Consider the following 19788-nt stretch of genomic DNA (forward strand, 5'->3'; position numbering starts at 1 on the left):
CTCAGAAAGCAAAAAGGTGTATAATTATATTAACTTACAACTAATTAGGTTAATATTATGAAAATACCTAGTGGCAAATTTTCTTCTACTAAAAAGGTTCCAGGAAAGAATAAGAAAAAAAGAGATTTTGAACCATTAGAAGAGTTTTTTTGGGATTTTTGGCCAACAGTTGATAAAGAAGTCAAAAGAGAAAGGCTAGAACAAGAACTATTAGCACTAAAAAAAAGAGAGCTATATAGAAAATGTGCATCATTGGCAACAATGGTCCCATTTACATTGCTGATGGCGATTGAACTGGAAAAAACATATAGCGATCAGGTATTACTTGGCGTGATAAGTGGCGCGCTAAGCCACACTATATTACCTTTTACAGTCTTATCTCTTATTTGTACGCTATATTTAATTTACAATAATAGGAAGATAGCACAAAAAGAACGAGAGTTGGAGATTATTGAAAATGGAGAGGAAGTAAAGGAAAAAGAGCACAATATTTCTGATATAGGTCAGTGTTTGATCTATATTGAGGCTATAACAACTGCACTGGTTATTGTAGGTATGATAATGGGTGAAACATCTTCACTTGAAGCAGCAGAGGATGCAATTTTATTTCTTGCCAATGCAATTGCTTTTCTTGCAACTCTTGTTTCTTATATTGATAAGCATGAAAAAAATAAGAAAAAGGAAACAGAAAAGTCTGATCTTGATGAGAAATCTAGCAAGAAAACTAGCAATATATCTGTAGCCGGATTGGCGCTTGCTGGTTCTTCTGTATTTTTAATAAGAAGGATAATGTTAATAGCATTAGCATCGTCCTTAAATCCTGCTGTTGGACCTACTTTAGGCTTGGTAGGTATTGCAATTTTTATGGCTGTACAGGTCTTAACTATACATTCCTACAGTAAGACGCTGAAAGATCCAAAAGTGGAAGGACGAGGTGAATCAAGAAATGCAGGTAGTTCTGACCGTAGTTATAAAGAAGAAGGACCGGCTATTGCCTAAGAAATTTATTTATTTAAGTAATATTTAGGTCTATACTTTATTTTGATCGAAAAAAATCTTATGTATAAGACTTTAATCACGTGCTTTATTTTCCTAATTTGCTCCTTTACACAATCGTATGCGGATGATCTTGAAAAAACTGAAACTGAACTATATGAAGAAGCAGTTGAACTTTTTGACCAGAAAAAATATAAACAAGCTATTAGGGCATTTCATAAGATAGAGGATTTGTATCCTTTTTCTTATTGGGCAATGAAAGCAAAATTATTATCTGGGGTCTCTCACTATAATATGGGTAACTATAGCAGTGCTGCAAGTGATATGGATGATTATATATATGTTTATTCAAATGGTGAAGATTTACCATATGTATACTACTTAAGAGTATTATCTTATTACATGCAAATTAATAAAGTGCAACTTGGACAGCAAACTGCATATAAAACTTTAGAGCTAGCCACTGAGTACATTAATCTCTTTCCAGGCAGCGAATATGTAGACGAGATAAAGGAAAGAGCAAAATTAATCACAGAACATATATCAACAAAAGAGTATTCTATCGGTAAATTTTACCTGAGGCGTGGTGAATATTTAGCAGCAATTAAGCGTTTCCAGAATATTGCAAGCTATAAAGATTCTAAATATTTTTCTAAGTCTATTAACTATTTAGTAGCAGCTCATTCAGCCCTTGGTCTTGACTTAGAAGCTGAGCAGTATGAAAGTATGTTATTAGCAGAAAACCTGCAAGATGCCAAGCCAGAGGCTTGAAAATTTGCTTTAGCTTTTTCTATGCTTTGATATATAATTAGGTTTTTAACTATTTGAATATGGCTGGTCATTCACAATTTTCAAATATAAAACATCGGAAAGGCGCTCAGGATGCAAAGCGCTCTCAAAAATTTACGAAGATGATTAGAGAAATAACAGTTGCTGCAAAGCAAGGGCTGCCCGATCCCGAACTCAACCCGCGCCTTCGCTCTGCTATATTTGCTGCACGCAAGGAAAATCTACCAAAAGATAAAATAGAAACAGCAATAAAAAATGCAACTGGTAATGTTGCTGGAGAAAATTACGAGGAAATACAATATGAAGGTCATGGGCCTTCTGGTACTGCACTCATTGTCCATGCCTTGACTAATAACCGCAACCGTACTGCTTCTGAGGTACGTTATATATTTTCTCGCAAGGGTGGAAATTTAGGAGAAACAGGAAGCGTTAGTTACCTTTTTGATCATGTAGGTTTAATTGTCTATAAAGCAGAGGGTGCGAATTTTGACGATTTATTCAGTCATGGAATCGAATTAGAAGTATTGAATGTTGAGGAAAATGACAAAGAAGGATTACACGTTATAACTTGTGAAATAAAAGATTTTGGTAAAGTACGCGATGCCTTTTATGCAAAATTCGGAGAACCAGAACTTGCTCGTCTTTCGTGGCAACCAAAGGATCTAGTTGAAATTAGTGATAAAGAGTTGATTGATAAATTATCTGCATTGGTTGAAGAACTAGAAGATAATGACGATGTACAGTACGTGGAAGGTAATTTTACTTTTGTTGATAAGCTATGAGGCTGGTAATATTTGTATTGCTTTGTATTTTACCAGCATATGCTACTGAAACATCAACAGATCTTGCACAGCCATTCCAGCATGGAATCAGAAAAAAAAAAGCTACTTTGACGACAGAAAGTGATAGAAAGTTGTTATTCATATCCAGTACCATAAAATCTTCCTTTTTTGCCACGGAAGGGTTGGCGCCAAATACAGTGGTGAAATTAATCAACATATATAAAGATTTCGGTGTTGATTTTAAAAAAGACATTGTGCCGAAGAGTAAATTAGAGGTTCTTTTTGAGAGATTGCCTAATAATCAGAAGACTGAAGAAAAAATTTTATATGCTTCACTGACAATAAACAAGAAAGCTATTAGTTTATATCATTATAAATCGCAAGACGGCAAAGAAAGATATTTTAATAAAGAAGGAATAAGCTTAAAAAATGGCGAAATTTTTGCAAATCCTTTAAATGGAGATTATCGCATATCCTCGAAATTTGGTAATAGAAAGCACCCTATTCGCGGTAAAATTGTTTTTCACAAAGGAGTGGATTATGCAGCTAAACTTGGCACTCCCATATACGCTGCTGCAGAGGGTGTGATAGAATATATAGGAAAGAATGGTGGCTATGGAAATTACATCAAAATAAAACACAAAAATGAATATTCAACCTGTTACGCGCATGTAAGTAGATTTAGTGGCGATATAAAGTTAGGCTCTAAAGTAAAGCAGGGGCAGGTCATCGCCTATGTTGGTAGCACTGGTGTTGCAACAGGACCCCATTTACATTACGAAGTTATATATAACGGCAAACACATCGATCCGCTTACGATAGCGCATAAAACTGAAGTAAAATTGCCTGATCATGAATTAAGAGAGTTTAAACTATTTGTAAATAAGATAAATAAAACGATCAACAGAGAGGGTTCAAGTGAAAAAGAAGTTTAAAGACAATATGGATAAGAATACGATAAACGATAGAAATTTAAGTCAACTCCGGTTTTTTCCTGTACTAATAGCGCTAGGATTAATTTTATCGCTGCTTTTTTTGGCATATGACAGCACAATTGCGCTTGGAGTTGCTGCTGTTTCAATTTTGACTTTTCTTCAAGGATTTTTTATTAATGACCCTAATGAAGCAAGAGTGATAGAGTTTTTTGGTCATTATATTGGAACTTATTTTAAGTCTGGAATATGTATAACGCTTCCCTTTTCAAGCAAATATATAGTTTCCCTAAAATTTCAGAATATTAACACAGAAAAAATAAAAGTGAATGATGCAAATGGAAGTCCAATAGAGATTTCTGCAGTAATTGTTTGGAGAGTAAACAGCCCTGCAAAGGCGTATTATAATGTTAACAACTATCACGAATTTGTTTTTGTGCAAAGTGATTCAGTAATAAGAGAATTAGCAAGCAATTATCCGTATGATAGCGAAAGCGATGAGGAATCTTTACGTAAAAATTCTGATAAAATTTCAGATGAATTGCGGTCAATGTTACAACAAAGATTAGATATTGCAGGAATTGAGATTACAGAAGCAAGAATATCGCATTTGGCGTATTCGTCCGAGATTGCACAAGCAATGTTAAGGCGTCAACAAGCACATGCTATCACTTCGGCAAGAAGGCATATAGTGCAAAATGCAATAGGAATTGTCGAGGAAGTAATAGCTCATTTTGAAAAAAACAAAAGCTTACAATTAGATGGCAAGCAAAAGGTTCAATTGATAAATAATTTGTTGGTTGCCCTAATCTCTGAGCAAGATGCACAACCGACGATTAGTTTAGATAATAATTAGCATAGAAGCCGATTGGGTTTCATAAATGCAAGTCACTATTAATTTCTTGATTAATAGACTAAATGATGTTATAAATTACACGCATTAGGGGTGCTCTAGAAAAGCTGAGAGTACATAAAGTACAACCCTTTGAACCTGATATTGTTAAAGCAAGCGTAGGAAAATGTATGTATATAAATATTGAAGAATGCTTCGGCTTCATTGCGTTAATTGCATCTCTAATTGGATTATCACCTCAAGTATATAAAGCATATATCACTAAAGTTACTCGTGATGTATCGATGTTAATGTTAGTAAACTATCTTATTTGTTCATTGTCTTGGATTGGCTATGGTCTTTACCAGAGCTCAATTTTTGTGGTGCTTAGCAATATTGCTGGATTAGTGATTAGCATAATATCAATTATTCAAAAATGTTACTACGATGCAAAACCTGCACCATGATCATGTGCTGCACTGCAGTACACAACAACAATATCGTTCTATTGTAGTGCTAAATGGAAAAATACCGAGCTCATCGTTTTTTAAACGAGATATACCTATTATTGCTGTAGATGGAGGAGCAAACAAGCTTCTATCAATTGGCGTAAAACCTGATCTTGTAGTAGGAGATTTGGATAGCGTAAATCTGGATTTACGTGCTAATTTGAATACGATATATCTACCTGATCAAGATTATTGCGACTTTTCTAAAGCAATGGCTCACTTAAAAACAGTAAAGTTATTGCCATCAATAGTAACGGGTATTACTGGAGGAGCAATTGATCACATACTACAGAATATTAACATTTTTCTAAGTACGGGCAGTATCTTTTACACACCTTCACCTCCCATGGTAGGTTACACTTTACAAAAAGGTATTACCCATTTTTTTTCTTTGCCAAAAAATACTAAAATATCTTTACTTGGTATACCGAGAGCTCAAATATCAACTAAAGGATTAAAATGGGAACTGCACCTTAGTAATCTTGCTTTTCCGGGAAAAAATTCTTGCTTTAATCGAAGTTTAGGCAATAAGGTATCCGTAGAAGTACACAGTGGTATATGTCTAGCAATGATTTATTTAGAGACAGTAGATGATGCTGCAAGACATCATGTGCGTCAAGTTAAGAAGTAAATAGACTTCTTGCATAACCCAAACTAAGTAGAAAAAAGGTATCATCCAAGTAGCTGACACTGGTTCCTTTATGACGTGTCATTCCAGTTTCAGCTACTTGAATGACAGCAGTCCTACGTCATACCGCCGCGGTATCTCTTAGCCGCTAACAAGCAGCGGGATGACGAATTGCTTAACCGTCATACCGCCACGAACCGTCATACCGCCGCAGACCGTCATACCGCGATTCATTCGCGGTATCTCTTAGCTGCTAACACGTAGTGGGATGACAAATTGCTTAACCGTCATACCGCCACGAACCGTCATACCGCCGCGGCGCTAACAAGAGATCCCGCTAACACGTAGTGGGATGACAAATTGCTTAACCGTCATACCGCTACGAACCGTCATTCTGCCGCGGCGCTAACAAGAGATCCCGCTAACAAGCAGCGGGATGACGAATTACTTAGAGGTTGTCCACAAACCAGTAAATCAAGCATATTCCCTACTTAACATAACTTTACTCATAGCCAGATATATGAAACTTTCAGTAGATGTTGTAAGTAAATCGTACTCCTTTGATAGCCTTCTATTTCTATTGATCCAAGCAAAAGTCCTCTCTACCACCCACCTTCTCGGCTGTACTGAAAATCCAGGATCCCGTTGTGGCAATAGTTCTAGTGGTGTATCTTTATGCACCCAAAACCTACATGGAGGCCTTTTGACAATTTCAATATCTATCCCATATTCTCTCTTTACGTAATCCTTTAAATCTTTTCCTTGGTATCCCATATCAGCCCACATTTTCTTAATATTGCTGTATTTTTCCTTCATATTGTCCAATGCCATCTTCACCCCATCTCTGTCATTTTCGCTTGCAGCTCCTACATAGCAACCAAGCACAAATCCTTGAGTATCTGTGATTATATGTCTTTTTCTCCCCTTTACCTTTTTCGCACCATCATAACCTTTGACCCCCCTTTTTCCGTGGTTTTTACCGATTGACTGTCCACTATGCATGCGCTCGGCTCCTCATTTCTTCCCATTTTTGACCTACTATATTTAGTGATATCATAGTTCATTTTCTCAAAAATTCCCTGCTTTTTCCATCTTCTAAACTGTTCATGCACAGCCTTCCACGGCGGAAAATCGTGTGGTAAATAGCGCCATTGACATCCTGTGCGCAGTATATAAAGAATTGCATTTACTATCTCACACTTACTGTATTTTGGTGGCCTTCCTCCTTTCTTGTACGATACTCTGAAGTGTTTTTCTATTCTTGCCCACTCCCTTTTACTTAAATCTGTTGGATATTTTTTCCTCATCTCTTACCTCAATATTCTTTCTTTATATACTACGTATTCCTTGGTTTGTGGACAACCTCTTAACCATCATTACACCGTCATACCGCGATTCATTCGCGGTATCTCTTAACATAGATCCCCTACTATACCTTAACATAGATCCCGCTAACACGTAGCGGGATGACGGTTGTTGTTTAGCTATAAATATTAAGAAATTTACCAAATGAAAAAAAAGGCAAAAGAAGCCCTGAGGTTATTATCCGCTTTAAAATATTGGCGTTTTTTATGTTTTAAACGCTTGACAAGCGAGATTCAGCCGCTTTTAATTGCAACTAACCTACGCTGCAAATGTTTAAGAAATTTACTAAGCAGAAAAAAAGACAAAGAATCCCCGAGTTAGCTAGTCTTTTACTATCTCTGTCGAGTATTGGCATTTTTTGATGTCTTGTAACGCTTTATAAGCGCGTTCAGCTTATTTAGATAAAAATCTAGATGTAGATGAAGTTTTGTAAAGACATACAGTATCTATATACTGCAAAAAATTGAACATAAGACGCCGATACATTAAGTAATCCTTACCTTTTAATCTGCAGATTGGCGAAAGCAAATACAATAGCTTCAGTACCATGATAAGGGGGCTGGCGGAGTTTGTCAAGCAAGTTTTTTCGTTTCTACTGAATGACAGTTGTGGCTTGGGAGGTAGTGCAAGAAGTCTATTGTATTACTGAATTATTAATAATTCAGTAATAGTGCCTGCTATGTAGCTAAAATTTTCCTTTAACTTAAGCTATATGTAGCTAAAATAACTTGGGTTTACCGACAACCGTCATCCCGCTGCTTGTTAGCGGGATCTAGAGATATCGCGGCGGTATGACCCTGACTTGCATTAGCTATGTATAATAAAGGGAATCTATGACAAAAGAATCATTGGTAAAAACTGATATAGTGAAAGTTGAAGACAAAAAGGCGGTAAGAAGCTTTTTTAAAATACTAGGTGGAGTGGCAGATGCTGTAAGATCGTGGATTGGTAACATCAGTCCTGATTTAAGCAACAGTCGCGATATCGATAGTTTAGTCTTGAAGATGAACGAGTGCTTAAATCCAAAGGGAGGGGAGGTTTCAGCACGTAAGAACGCTGTATCTCTTGGTAATCTGTACTTGAGCTTATCAGAGAAAGGTAAAATAAAATTTCTACAAACCCTGGCAGAAAAATTTAATCCGAATAAAGTGGAAATAGATGAGAAAATTAGAGAGTATAAGAAAAACCAAGATCCCGAGTTAAACTATAAATTTGAGCAGGATTTAATAAAAATTCTTGAATCACCACGTTCTAAAATATTGAAGCAATTTATTTCTTTACCAGAAGGCCTTAAGTTTATTGTTGATATGCGTTCTGATGTGCTTAAGCTAAAGAACCAATATAGAAGCTTGAATCCACTAGAAAGCGAATTAAAAAATATACTCTATACTTGGGTTGATGTTGATCTACTTGATCTTCGTCAAATCACCTGGGATTCACCTGCATCATTGTTAGAAAAACTTATAAAATATGAGGCTGTGCATAAAATTTCCTCTTGGGATGACTTAAAAAACAGGCTGGGTCTCTGTTTTGCTTTTTTTCATTACAAGATACCAAACGAACCTCTAATTTTTGTAGAGGTTGCATTGGTGGATAAGATTGCAGATAGCATTCAACACCTTTTAGATGAGTCAGTACCTTCAAATGATCCGAGTAATGCAAGCACTGCTATATTCTATTCAATATCAAACACTCAAGCAGGGTTATCTGGAATCAGCCTTGGTAATTTTTTGATCAAAAGGGTTGTAGAAAAGCTATCACAGGAGTTTAAAAGTATAAAAACATATGCAACTCTTTCTCCAATACCTGGCTTTACGAAATGGCTAAAAAACAATCTAAACCAAGATGTCACTTTATTGGGCAAACTAAACATAAAACAATCTAGTGCAGAAATTTTAGAAAGTGCAGAGCAATTAAAAACTAATGTTGAATGTACAAATGAAACTAAACAATACATGCTTAAACTATGTGCATATTATTTACTAAAAGTGAATAATAGCAATGGAAATGCTTATGACCAGGTGGCGCATTTTCATTTAAGCAATGGTGCATCGATAAAACAACTAAACTGGATGGCGGATACTTCTGAAAAGGGCATTAGTCAGTCGGCTGGAATGATGGTAAATTATCTGTATGAGTTGCCTAAAATAGATAATAATCATGAAAACTATATGGTTAATAAAGTGATTTCCTGCTCGAAAAAAGTGTCGTCTATGTTGAAGGAGTAAATAGTCTCTTAATAAAGGATTGCCCTCACAACACTTAAAATGTAAAATGGTTCTACTTAAGTAAAATAGCCATAAATGAACAACATAAGAAATTTTGCAATAATAGCGCATATAGACCACGGTAAGTCAACGCTTGCTGATCGTTTAATAGAGGAATGTAACGGCCTTGAAGCAAGAGAAATGATCAATCAAATACTCGATTCAATGGATATAGAGCGTGAACGTGGCATTACAATTAAGGCACAGACGGTAAAACTCAATTATACGGCAAACGACGGGAATCAATATTGCCTAAATCTCATGGACACTCCAGGTCATGTTGATTTTTCATATGAAGTGAGTCGAAGCTTAGCAGCGTGCGAAGGTTCACTTTTAATAGTAGATAGCAGTCAAGGTGTTGAAGCACAAACCCTTGCAAATGTGTATAAAGCTATTGACAACAACCATGAAATAATAGTTGTGCTCAATAAAGTTGATCTTCCTGCTGCAGATCCAGAAGGGGTAAAACTCCAGGTTGAGGAAATAATTGGTATTGACGCAAGTGAGTCAGTTTTAATATCAGCAAAAACTGGACTTGGAATAAAAGATGTACTGGAAGCAATAGTAGCAAAACTTCCAGCTCCTCAAGGTGATGTAAATGCTCCATTGCAAGCAATTTTAGTTGATAGTTGGTATGACACTTACTTAGGAGTAGTAATTTTAGTGCGAGTTAAAAATGGAGTGCTAAAAAAAGGCATGAGAATTGTTATGATGTCTAATAATGCTACATATCAGATAGATAATATCGGTATTTTCACCCCTAAAAAAGTGATGACGGGTGAACTTTCAGCGGGTGAAGTTGGTTTTATAACTGCTTCAATGAAGGAAGTAGCAGACTGCAAGGTAGGAGACACTATCACTGAGGAAAAGAGACCTTGTAGTGAAGCACTTCCTGGATTTAAAGAAGTGCATCCTGTGGTATTTTGTAGCATTTTTCCTCATAAAACGGATGATTTTAAATATCTAAGAGAAGCTCTAGAAAAGTTACATTTAAATGATGCAAGTTTTACCTTCGAAGCTGAAACTTCAAATGCACTAGGCTATGGATTTCGTTGTGGTTTTTTGGGAATGTTGCATCTTGAAGTTATTCAAGAAAGGCTCGAGAGAGAATTTGATTTAGACCTAACAGCAACTGCACCGAGTGTTATATATAGGGTTACAACACGAAGTGGTGAAGTTTTGAATATTCATAACCCAAGTGATATGCCAGATCCAACGAAAATTGAAATGGTGGAAGAGCCGTGGATTACTGCAACAATAATGGTCCCTGACCAATACTTGGGAGAGATTCTATCTCTATGTGAAGAAAGGAGGGGAGAACAGGAGGATTTATCTTACATTGGTAACACAACAACAGCATTGTTAAGATATAAATTACCACTGTCTGAAGTTGTTTTTGACTTTTATGATCGATTAAAATCAATTTCCAAAGGATATGCAAGTTTGGATTGGGAAATTTCCAGCTATCTGGTAAGCCAAATAGATAAATTAAGCTTTTTAATTAATGGAGAGCCCGTAGATGCACTGGCTTGTATCGCTCACAAAAGCAGAGCAGAAAAAAGGGGGCGTGAAATATGTGCACGCTTGAAGGATTTAATACCACGTCAGCAATATAAAATCGCGATTCAAGCGGCAGTGGGCGGAAAAATTATTGCCAGAGAAACGATTAACCCATACAGAAAAGATGTAACAGCTAAACTCTATGGTGGAGATGTAACGCGAAGAATGAAACTACTTGAAAAGCAAAAGAAAGGTAAAAAAAGGTTACATTCTATAGGGAACGTAAATATTCCACAGAATGCTTTTATTCAAGCCTTGAAGATAAGTGATTGATCTTAAAAGACTTCTTGTATAGTTTTTGGCAACAACCGTTAGAAACGAAAAAACTTACTTGACAAACTCCGCCAGCCCCCTTATCATGAAACTGAAGCTATTTATTTATCTTCTCTGTACAGATTAAATGACAAAAAAACTCACGTATCTGGCGTCTCATGTTTAATTTTTTGCACTATGTGCACCTTATGTCTTTATCAAACTTCTACCTACATAAGCTGAAACGCGCTTATAAAGCGTTTAAAACATAAAAAAACGCCAACTTAAAAAATGGATAGTGAATAACTAGCTACCCTAGGGTTTCTTTTGCCTTTTTTTCTGTTTAGTAAATTTCTTAATGTTTCTAATTTAGATTAGTTGCGGTTTAAAAGCAACTGAATCGCGGTTATTAAGCATTTAGAATAAAAAAACGCCATACTTGAAAGTATAATGTAAGTAATTAGCCAACCACGGGGCTTCTTTTGCCTTTTTTTTCCATTTGGTAAATTTCTTAATGTTTATGGCTAAACGACAACCGTCATCCCGCTACTTGTTAGCGGCTGAGATACCGCGGCGGTATGACGTAGGACTGCTGTCATCCCAGTGCTTGACACTGGGATCCAGTTGAGCTATTTCAACAAAAATACTGCATTTGAGATGAACGTTCCAGACTTATTTATAAATATAACAATTAAAGTCTGGATTCCAGCGTCAAGCACTGGAATAATATCGTTTACTATGTCTATATTACAATATTTGTGCAGTTGTGTGTCAACTACTTTTGTGGCACTGTTTGTTATTCAATCTTTATGCTAGTTTTACTAAAAATTATAGTATTTTAGGTATAATTGCAATATCTAAATTTAAGGTATAGAGATGAACCCTAGGAAAGTTTTTAATATTCTTTTTATAGTATTATTTATTTCTTTTTCTCATGTTGGGAGTGCTGCCGCTGACACTAATACTGATACAACTGCTCAAGTAATATGTAACATTATTGGCTACGTTTGGGGAATAGGCGGACCGCTTATGACCGTAGTGATAATAGGTGCAGCTTTGCTTGCGATATTTGGTAGAATGCCATGGCCAGCTCTTTTTGCACTCGGTATATTTTGTGCTGTATTTTTCGGTGCTAAAACTATCGTCATAAAAGTAATGGGTGGTATAGGCGGCACTGGAAATACTTCTTTGATGGACCAATGCGGAACAGGAGACACAAAAAAGAACTATTTTTTTCTAAAACAGACCTGATGCACGGCTTCAACTATATCTTCCACTTGCGGTAATGCTTTTTTTTCTAGATTTGCAGCGTAAGGTAAGGGGATGTCCTTGCCAGTTACGCGTACAACTGGAGCATCAAGGTAGTCAAATCCTTGTTCCATAACAACGGCTGACAGCTCTGCTCCTATTCCTGCAAATGGCCATCCTTCTTCTACACTAACTAACCTATTAGTCTTCTGAATAGAGTTAATAACAGTTTGAGTGTCAAGTGGTCTTAAGGTTCTGAGGTCAATAACTTCAGCTTCTATACCTTCACTCGAAAGTAAATCTGCTGCATTTAAGGCATCCATTAATTTTAATGAAAAAGCAGTGATAGTTACATCCTTTCCTTCCCGTATAACAGCAGCTTTGCCTATCTCAAGTAGATAATCTTTGTTTGATAGCTCAGAGTCAGAAACTTCATGCTCATGTCCATAAGCTATTTCGTTTTCTAGAAATATTACCGGATTAGGGTCACGAATTGCAGCTTTAAGCAGACCTCTGCAATCTGAGGCAAAATAGGGTGCTATTACTTTTAACCCCGGTATATGCGAATACCAAGCTGCAAAGCATTGAGAATGTTGTGCAGCAACTCTTGCTGCAGCGCCATTTGGTCCACGAAATACTATAGGGCATCCAAGTTGTCCGCCTGACATATAATTTGTTTTTGCTGCGGAATTCACAATTTGGTCAATAGCTTGCATAGAAAAATTAAAAGTCATAAACTCGACTATTGGCTTTAATCCAGCAAATGCCGCTCCAACAGCAAGGCCAGCAAATCCATGTTCGGTAATAGGCGTATCAACTACTCTGTTTTCTCCAAACTCTTTCAGTAATCCTTTCGTTACTTTATAAGCACCATCATACTCTGCAACTTCTTCACCCATGATAAGCACATCAGAGTCGTTTTGCATTTCTTCTCTAATTGCTGTGCATAAAGCTTCTCTTACACTTAAGGTTGCCATTTATAAACTTTTATAGACTTTAACTAAAGTAACTATATCAGAATTACTGGGGGTAAGTAAAGTGTACAAATTAAGTTTTACAAACATCATGACCAACTCATTCCAAAAAAAAATCTTCTCACGCTTGCTGGTTTTGGTTGCTAAAAATGATTGTATTGCTTGTGTTTTTAATAATATATACTGCTAAGTTAATAATAATTCACTTGGGAATAACAGAAAAATTTATGATAGTTTTATACTCTAAATAGAATAAGATACTTCTATCTGTGTCTTCGCGTTTGAAACTAACTTTATTCTATCTCTTTCTTGTTCTGGACTTAACCTGTGAAGCGCGTAACTGAAATCTTCCTCACTCACTATAAGCCGTCTTTGCGCACCAGCGCTAATTTTTGCTTCATTCACTAATTGCTCCAACTCAGCCCCAGAATAGCCTTCAGTCTTGTCTGCAATGTCTTGGAGGCTTAGCTTTTCATCAGTTTTTGTACCTCGCATATAAAGTGCCAATATCTTTTGTCTCACCTCTATGTTTGGATTAGGGACATAAACCTTCTGACCTAAACGTCCAGGTCTAATAAGTGCTGGATCTATACCACCGATAAGGTTAGTTGCACCAATTACTATTATATCTTTTCTGCTCTTAAATCCATCTATTTCAGTTAACAACTGTGTTAAACTCTCTCGACAATGGTAAGCTGAGTTATTAGCGGTACTTCTTTTTTGAGCAACTGCATCTATTTCATCTATAAAGACTATACAAGGAGAATATTTTTTTGCTATTTTAAAAAGCTCGCGTACAGCATGTGCACCATGACCAATATATACTCCAATAAGTTCAGGACCTGAGATGCTTATGAAATTCATATTTGATTCACCTGCAATTGCACGAGCGATAAGTGTTTTACCATTTCCAGGAGGGCCATATAATATGTAACCTCTTAGTGAATTAATACTTTTATTTCCAAACAGCTTGCGCATTTCTTCTGTCATTTGGTCACAGCAAATCATCTGCAACCGTTGTCTTAAGGAGTCATCAATTATAGCATCAGCAAATGTTATTCTTTTATCATCTGAATTAGCTAATTCTATCGATATAGGCAGCTCTACTTCCTTTAGTTTGCTGAATACTTGATCATATACAAACCAAACAATAAAAAGGAGAACGACAAGTAACACACAAGGCATAGCTTCACTAACATAATGTGCAGCTAACTCATACCCTTTACTAAGCAACATTGTATGCATATAGGCAAACAAAAAAGCGATAGAGACAATAGTTACCACGCATAGTAAACAGATTGAAATTCTTTTTAGTAATTCTGAAATTTCAATTTTTTTCATCTTAATACCTTATACCAATTTTAAACTAAGAATAATTTTATCTAGCTTACCTATTTTAGCTTGATTAGAGCGTTCAGAAAAATTATCAAGTACGTACTTTAATTTATTAAATACTAAAAACAATATATCACCATATTGTCACATACATCTTTAAAGTTTACCAAATTCATTTTCAAAAAACAAGATTTTATTATTAACCCGAATTCTGGATTAGATTTTAGGTAAATTATTGAAAGTCTTGAATTTTACTAAATTAGTAACTAGTCTTAAAATGCTTACTGCTTTATCGTAAATGCTAAAACAATAAGCTATTGATATTCTTGTTTTTCTGTATTTGTCTTTTAAGGAAAATTTTAACCAGGTTGAGGTGAGTTTTTTGAACATTCCCGTACTGCCTGCTTATTTCTAGCAGTTTTTTCTTCTTTTGCTTCTTCCATTTTAGAGCCTGGTTCTTCATGTGTATCAGTCACAGGTTCTTTTTCTGCTTGCATTATTTTACCTGATATGTACTCCTTAGCTTGCTTAGCGAGCTCGATTACAATAGCTACTCCAATTGCAGTTGCAATCAGAAGTACTGGTATTGTAGCTCCCATAGCTAACAAAGAACTAACTGTAGTTGATAAAGACGATAAAGAATCTACTTTAATTATTGGAGTCAAGCCACATGCAACAAGGCCAACTCCGGCTGCAACACTTCCAATAAACAAGCCAGCTAGACACGCAGTTTCTTTTAATGTTAACCCGCTATGACGCTCATATGGAATTGGATACAAAAGAATTGTTATGAAAGCTGCAATTAATGGCACTACATAGATGGCTCCAACAGTTCCGCCTATTATCAGAGGTGAAAGACTAGTGAAACTTAGTAAGAGACCTATTAAAGTGCCTATTATAGCTCCTATTATTGCTGCCACGCCCAGCATCGCTAAATAAATTACACCCACCATAACTTTGTCCCTATGTTAATAACATTTTAGTTTCACACACCATAATAAAAAAGTCAACCCACACCTTAGGTTGCAAAATCCCAAAAAGCAGCCACAATGAAATAAGCAAACATTTACAAATTAAATTTAGTGCAAACAAGGGTGTTGATATCAGCTATTCTCTGCAGAATCGCAATATGGTATGACCATATGCTCTTTATCGATCTGGTTAACATAATTAGTAGAGAGTTTTGTTGTGCAAAAGATGTTTACAACAGAATACTGCAATTGTTTGGAATTGCAGGACTGGGTGCTATGGTAAGGCCACTTGGCGCATTCATATTTGGTCACATTGGTGACAGGTATGGAAGGAGAATGGCATTAACGATTGCTATCTTGCTAATATCGATTCCGTCTAGTCTCGTTGCGTTTATTCCAAGTTATAGCAAAATAGGTATAACTTCTACTATATTGCTTCTTGCAATCCATGTGACACAAGGGATTGCGCTTGGCGCTGAACAAGGAGGCAGTTCTGTTTATCTCATAGAGCATTTACCTAATAAGAAAAAACTAGGAATGTTTTTTGGAATAATAAGTTTTGGTCGCTCCATTGGCATCTTGCTCTCTGTGATTGTAGTGATCATCTGCAAAAAAAACACTGATTTTAACGCTTGGGGTTGGAGGTTGCCGTTTACTTTTTCATTTGTTTTGGGGTTAATCAGCGCATATAGTGTATACACATTAGGAGAAACTCCAGCATATGAAGAAAATCGAAAACAAAGGAATTTATCTGATTTGCCAATAATAGAGCTTATAAAACGCTACAAGAGAGCTCTGATACTTGCTATTTTAATATCTGTACCTGTTAATGTTGTTGTTGGATTTACCATATTTCTTCGAACAATTGCAAAAGAAATAGTGTCGGTTGAGACGTATGTAACAACATATGTCAATGAAATTGTGCTCATTATAACCAGTATATTAATGCCGGTATCTTCAATAGCGCTCGGAATGTTAGCTGATAAAGTAGGAAAAGAGCGCACTACAATCTTATTTACAGTGATCACAATGGTACTGTGTTGTCCTGTGTTATCTACTGCATACTACTATAAAAGTTATCTTATAATTATGCTTGGTGTAATGGCTCTTTCTATAATAGAAAGGGGTATAAATCCTATAGGAATAGTTGCTGCTGAACTTTTTCCTACCAATGTTAGATTTAGTGGAGTGAGTTTATCACGTAACATCTCTTATGCGTTACATGGAGGATTTACTCCTATGATATGCACTTGGTTTACTATAACATTTCCTCAAGTAAACTTTGCCGCTGGGCTTTATGTAGTCTTCTGCTTATTGATCAGTGTGGTAGCAATATTGCAAATAAAACCGCAAGATAAGAAATTTGATTGGTCTTAGTTTTCTCTTAAGTGTGTATTCTCCTAAGTTGAAAAAAGGTGTGAAAAATGCGCTAATCTCGCTAAATGAGAAAATTTTATTGCGGAAAAATTAGAACGATCAAAAACACATGCCATGATAAACTTTTTTATGCGTAACACTAATTTCTTATTCTATTCGTCTAAAAAAACAGTATTTCCAACTGTAAATTTAAGTCTTTACAAGCGTCACAAATATAGTATGATATAAGTTAGGCTTTATAGAGGGTATATGGCAACAGATACAGAAAATAATAATAGAATTAATATAGTACGTGAACAAGCAGGAAATGCTGTTCATTCAGATATTGCTTACTCAGAAAGAATACAAAAATCAGTAGAAAATGAAGCATTGTGTGATGCGTGGTCTAATTTTGAGTACTTTGAAGATGTGTTGAGAATAAAAAACAGCACCGATAGGGAAAACAGAATTAAGCAGCTTATCAAGGAAGATTTAGATATAAATGCTACAAAAAATGGCAAAACTATTCTAGACGTTGCTATAGAAAAAAAATGCTCATCAAAAGTTATAAGTTCATTAATAAGCAATGGCAGTAGGATTGATACTATAGATGCTAGCGATCGTACTGTACTGCATAGATCTGTTAGGAATGAAAATAGAAAAGTTGTTGAGTTGTTTTTAGAAGCTAATGAAAAAGAAGTGTCTCAGTACCTGGTAGCAAGGTTTTTGCCATTGTCTATGTTATGTCAAAAAATAGAAGTAAATGCTAAGGATAATGATGGTTGTACTGCTTTGGATTATGCTCAATATGGCAGTGAAATGTATAGCTTGCTGCAAAAATATGGAGCACAACATAGTGAAAAGTTTTTATACTCACGCAACCTTAATATAGGGGAATTAGATTTAAATAAACTTGTTTCTGACCATAACTACTGCTTTGATGTGCTTACAAAAGCATTAGAGATTGAGGACAGATGCGAGAAGGAAGAGGTTATAGATTGGTTGCTAAAAAATGGTGCTAACATTAATGTTAATAAAGGTGATGTTGAAAATGCTGTGCTATTGCTTGAAAGGGGAGCACATGAAGGAGTAAATTCTCAAGATGCTGAAGGAAGAACGTTATTACTAAATGCAATTATTCAAGATAAGTTGGGCCATGCAAAATATCTCATAAAACAAAGAGTTAACGTTAATATACCAGATAATAATGGAAATAGCTCATTACATTACGCTGTTGTCAATTTTATTAAGCAGCGCTTAATTGAATGTGATGAAACCTATACAGCTGACGCTACTTTTTATGATTTTCTTAAGAATGGTGCAGGTCTCTATATCAAAAATCATGATAACCTTACAGCATTTGAATATGCTTTTCACGCAAGAATAGCTCCTAGGGAAGCTGTGTATTTATTCAAGCTATATATAGAAAGAGGTGATCAGAGTGAAAACATGCAGTTAGTAAAAAATTTCAAATTGCCTTCTGGTGAAACACTATTGGAGTATTTTTTCAACAATAAATTATTTGATAGTGCTCAATCTTGTATAGATCTAGGAGCGAATGTTTCGCATAATGGATCATCTTTACTGATACAAGCTCTTCAGGATCGAGATATAGAAGGTATCGGGTTTCTTTTACGAAACAGAGCAGACATTCCAAATAACGCAAACATTTCAAATAATAAGAAAAACTGTAAGTTGTATTTCCAAGTAGCGGTTGGATGTGTAGCGATGTTTTCGCTTGGTGTGGGAGCTGCAGCCACGTTTACTCTAATTAAAATGTCTCCGCTAGTGTTAGTAATAGTAGCTGTAACCCTCTTTTTGACTGCAATAGCATCTATGTCTCTGTTTGTATTATATAAAAAAGTAAAAGGGGAACGCAAACACGAGGTAATTGTTAATAATGCTGCATTTAACATAAGTCTAGAAGAAGCGGCTGATGATTTGTTTAGCGTGTTATCAACTATAGCAGAAAAAGGAGCAGAAGTAGGCGCACTATACCTGGAAGTAAAGGAAAAGACTGAAAGTGTAGCTAAAAAAATAACATCCAAAAAGGAATTAATTGAAGTAAGATTTCAAAATATACAAGAAAATCTCATTAATAAGTTAAGTAATTTTGAAGAACTTCAAGGTGCTAGAGATTCTAGTACTTTAAAGAAATTCTATGCTGCTGTTAAAGATGTTCTAAAGATACGCTCCAGCATTCCTATTTCCAATTTACATCTATTATCGCTTGTTTACCATTTATCATTGGAAGTATCGTATGCTATTTCTCAGGCAATAACTGATCCAACTCTTGGAAGTACAATTTTAACTGCCATAAGTGAAAGAAGATTGCCTGAAGATAAGCAGTGGGCTAAGGTATTAAAAAATACAGTACCAAACTTAATAAGAAATCAAGAAGTTGTGCGGAATGTTATAGTACCAACTCTTACTGATATTTTAAAGAACCTATCAGAATCAAGAGAAGAAAGAAAATTTATAATCTATACTCTGGTCTGCATAAAAGAAGTGATTGATGAAGTTTATACGACATCGGTACAAGAGTCATTGTATAGGATATTAGGAGTAGAACTTGCAAATAGTCTAAATGGTATGGTACAGGCAATAAGTAACCTATTAGGCTGCTATGGACACGAAGAAGTAGAACGTGCAAGAACCGCAAATGAGTTAGATTACAGAGTAGGTAAACTTACACCTGAAGAAACGCAGCAATTCGTTATAAACTTAGGAGAGAGAGTAGGATCTCTCAGGGAGTTTGAGGGTCGAGTTACAAATAAACAGTCAATTAGTAAATTGATAGATTATTGTTTGGACCCAAAACTGAATGATAGGGAAGCAGCCGCAACACTATTAAATTATATACTCACATGTACTGAAGATGGTCGTTATTTGGCCGCTGAAGCTGGTACTAATAATAATTTATCTAGCAACTCTAATGTTGTACTTATTACGCACGTGGCAGCAAATCGATCTGCACAGTTAGACTAGAGGC

General features: G+C 35.7%; 16 protein-coding genes and 1 riboswitch. Of the genes, 12 read left to right on the forward strand and 4 right to left on the reverse strand.

Going from position 1 to position 19788, the window contains the following annotated elements:
• Positions 1-57: 57 nt before the first annotated feature.
• The 7 genes from OOK89_RS03595 (at position 58) to OOK89_RS03625 (ending at position 5471) form a co-directional block, all read left to right on the forward strand.
• On the forward strand, positions 58-999 hold the full coding sequence (locus OOK89_RS03595; protein WP_010962628.1) for a hypothetical protein: 942 nt from the start codon (positions 58-60) through the stop codon (positions 997-999).
• A 60-nt stretch (positions 1000-1059) separates the two neighbouring features.
• Positions 1060-1767 carry an outer membrane protein assembly factor BamD gene (locus tag OOK89_RS03600; RefSeq protein ID WP_264718715.1) on the forward strand — a complete coding sequence of 236 codons (708 nt, stop codon included), beginning with the start codon at positions 1060-1062 and terminating at the stop codon, positions 1765-1767.
• Between the two features lie 59 nt (positions 1768-1826).
• The gene (locus OOK89_RS03605; protein WP_264718716.1) at positions 1827-2567 is read left to right on the forward strand and encodes a YebC/PmpR family DNA-binding transcriptional regulator; all 741 of its coding nucleotides are present in this window, start codon (positions 1827-1829) and stop codon (positions 2565-2567) included.
• Positions 2564-3502: a M23 family metallopeptidase gene (locus OOK89_RS03610; RefSeq protein WP_264718717.1), complete on the forward strand. Its 939-nt coding sequence runs from the start codon at positions 2564-2566 to the stop codon at positions 3500-3502. The genes OOK89_RS03605 and OOK89_RS03610 overlap by 4 nt, the downstream gene beginning before the upstream one ends.
• 7 nt (positions 3503-3509) lie before the next feature.
• Complete coding sequence (locus tag OOK89_RS03615; protein ID WP_264719317.1) at positions 3510-4355, forward strand: SPFH domain-containing protein; 846 nt, start codon at positions 3510-3512, stop codon at positions 4353-4355.
• A gap of 76 nt (positions 4356-4431) precedes the next feature.
• Positions 4432-4534, forward strand: a riboswitch (TPP riboswitch).
• A complete protein-coding gene (locus OOK89_RS03620; protein WP_006280002.1) occupies positions 4523-4798 on the forward strand; it encodes a SemiSWEET family sugar transporter in 276 nt (91 codons plus the stop codon). (Overlaps the previous riboswitch by 12 nt.)
• On the forward strand, positions 4779-5471 hold the full coding sequence (locus OOK89_RS03625; protein ID WP_010962623.1) for a thiamine diphosphokinase: 693 nt from the start codon (positions 4779-4781) through the stop codon (positions 5469-5471). Before OOK89_RS03620 ends, OOK89_RS03625 begins: the two co-directional genes overlap by 20 nt.
• A gap of 471 nt (positions 5472-5942) precedes the next feature.
• Here the strand turns inward: OOK89_RS03625 and OOK89_RS03630 are convergent.
• Positions 5943-6775, reverse strand: a protein-coding gene (locus OOK89_RS03630) for an IS5 family transposase (RefSeq protein ID WP_264718686.1) whose coding sequence is annotated in 2 segments (ribosomal slippage) — positions 5943-6409 and positions 6409-6775 — 834 coding nt in all. Because the reading frame shifts where the segments join, the coding sequence is not laid out codon by codon here.
• Positions 6776-7666: 891 nt separating this feature from the next.
• Here OOK89_RS03630 and OOK89_RS03635 point away from each other — a divergent pair.
• From OOK89_RS03635 to OOK89_RS03645, 3 genes are all read left to right on the forward strand, one after another.
• Positions 7667-9061: a malonyl-CoA decarboxylase gene (locus tag OOK89_RS03635; RefSeq protein ID WP_264718718.1), complete on the forward strand. Its 1395-nt coding sequence runs from the start codon at positions 7667-7669 to the stop codon at positions 9059-9061.
• 75 nt (positions 9062-9136) lie between these two features.
• On the forward strand, positions 9137-10933 hold the full coding sequence (lepA, locus tag OOK89_RS03640; protein ID WP_264718719.1) for a translation elongation factor 4: 1797 nt from the start codon (positions 9137-9139) through the stop codon (positions 10931-10933).
• An 855-nt stretch (positions 10934-11788) separates the two neighbouring features.
• Positions 11789-12163: a TrbC/VirB2 family protein gene (locus OOK89_RS03645; RefSeq protein ID WP_006279664.1), complete on the forward strand. Its 375-nt coding sequence runs from the start codon at positions 11789-11791 to the stop codon at positions 12161-12163.
• Here the strand turns inward: OOK89_RS03645 and OOK89_RS03650 are convergent.
• The 3 genes from OOK89_RS03650 to OOK89_RS03660 all read right to left on the reverse strand — a co-directional run bounded on the left by OOK89_RS03650 (position 12139) and on the right by OOK89_RS03660 (position 15422).
• Positions 12139-13137 (reverse strand): pyruvate dehydrogenase complex E1 component subunit beta, encoded by a 999-nt coding sequence (locus OOK89_RS03650; protein WP_012673123.1) that lies wholly within the window; start codon positions 13135-13137, stop codon positions 12139-12141. The two genes, OOK89_RS03645 and OOK89_RS03650, sit on opposite strands and share 25 nt — an antisense overlap.
• Positions 13138-13377: 240 nt before the next feature.
• Positions 13378-14475 carry an ATP-binding protein gene (locus OOK89_RS03655; RefSeq protein ID WP_264718720.1) on the reverse strand — a complete coding sequence of 366 codons (1098 nt, stop codon included), beginning with the start codon at positions 14473-14475 and terminating at the stop codon, positions 13378-13380.
• Between the two features lie 353 nt (positions 14476-14828).
• Complete coding sequence (locus tag OOK89_RS03660; protein WP_155968505.1) at positions 14829-15422, reverse strand: hypothetical protein; 594 nt, start codon at positions 15420-15422, stop codon at positions 14829-14831.
• 189 nt (positions 15423-15611) lie between these two features.
• Between OOK89_RS03660 and OOK89_RS03665 the strand changes: the two genes are divergently transcribed.
• Both OOK89_RS03665 and OOK89_RS03670 read left to right on the forward strand, forming a co-directional pair.
• Positions 15612-16817 carry an MFS transporter gene (locus OOK89_RS03665; protein ID WP_264718721.1) on the forward strand — a complete coding sequence of 402 codons (1206 nt, stop codon included), beginning with the start codon at positions 15612-15614 and terminating at the stop codon, positions 16815-16817.
• Between the two features lie 249 nt (positions 16818-17066).
• A complete protein-coding gene (locus tag OOK89_RS03670; protein ID WP_264718722.1) occupies positions 17067-19784 on the forward strand; it encodes an ankyrin repeat domain-containing protein in 2718 nt (905 codons plus the stop codon).
• Positions 19785-19788 lie beyond the last annotated feature (4 nt).

The sequence above is a fragment of the Wolbachia endosymbiont (group A) of Lasioglossum morio genome (assembly GCF_947250585.1).
GTDB lineage: Bacteria > Pseudomonadota > Alphaproteobacteria > Rickettsiales > Anaplasmataceae > Wolbachia > Wolbachia pipientis.

What these genes read in the sequence shown, in the direction of transcription:
- OOK89_RS03615 (WP_264719317.1), top strand. Translation starts at nt 3,510, where the DNA reads ATGGATAAGAATACGATAAACGATAGAAATTTAAGTCAACTCCGGTTT.
- OOK89_RS03620 (WP_006280002.1), top strand. Translation starts at nt 4,523, where the DNA reads ATGTATATAAATATTGAAGAATGCTTCGGCTTCATTGCGTTAATTGCA.
- OOK89_RS03650 (WP_012673123.1), bottom strand. Translation starts at nt 13,137, where the DNA reads ATGGCAACCTTAAGTGTAAGAGAAGCTTTATGCACAGCAATTAGAGAA.
- OOK89_RS03655 (WP_264718720.1), bottom strand. Translation starts at nt 14,475, where the DNA reads ATGAAAAAAATTGAAATTTCAGAATTACTAAAAAGAATTTCAATCTGT.
- OOK89_RS03595 (WP_010962628.1), top strand. Translation starts at nt 58, where the DNA reads ATGAAAATACCTAGTGGCAAATTTTCTTCTACTAAAAAGGTTCCAGGA.
- OOK89_RS03610 (WP_264718717.1), top strand. Translation starts at nt 2,564, where the DNA reads ATGAGGCTGGTAATATTTGTATTGCTTTGTATTTTACCAGCATATGCT.
- OOK89_RS03665 (WP_264718721.1), top strand. Translation starts at nt 15,612, where the DNA reads ATGCTCTTTATCGATCTGGTTAACATAATTAGTAGAGAGTTTTGTTGT.
- OOK89_RS03605 (WP_264718716.1), top strand. Translation starts at nt 1,827, where the DNA reads ATGGCTGGTCATTCACAATTTTCAAATATAAAACATCGGAAAGGCGCT.
- OOK89_RS03645 (WP_006279664.1), top strand. Translation starts at nt 11,789, where the DNA reads ATGAACCCTAGGAAAGTTTTTAATATTCTTTTTATAGTATTATTTATT.
- OOK89_RS03660 (WP_155968505.1), bottom strand. Translation starts at nt 15,422, where the DNA reads ATGGTGGGTGTAATTTATTTAGCGATGCTGGGCGTGGCAGCAATAATA.
- lepA (WP_264718719.1), top strand. Translation starts at nt 9,137, where the DNA reads ATGAACAACATAAGAAATTTTGCAATAATAGCGCATATAGACCACGGT.
- OOK89_RS03600 (WP_264718715.1), top strand. Translation starts at nt 1,060, where the DNA reads ATGTATAAGACTTTAATCACGTGCTTTATTTTCCTAATTTGCTCCTTT.
- OOK89_RS03635 (WP_264718718.1), top strand. Translation starts at nt 7,667, where the DNA reads ATGACAAAAGAATCATTGGTAAAAACTGATATAGTGAAAGTTGAAGAC.
- OOK89_RS03625 (WP_010962623.1), top strand. Translation starts at nt 4,779, where the DNA reads ATGCAAAACCTGCACCATGATCATGTGCTGCACTGCAGTACACAACAA.
- OOK89_RS03670 (WP_264718722.1), top strand. Translation starts at nt 17,067, where the DNA reads ATGGCAACAGATACAGAAAATAATAATAGAATTAATATAGTACGTGAA.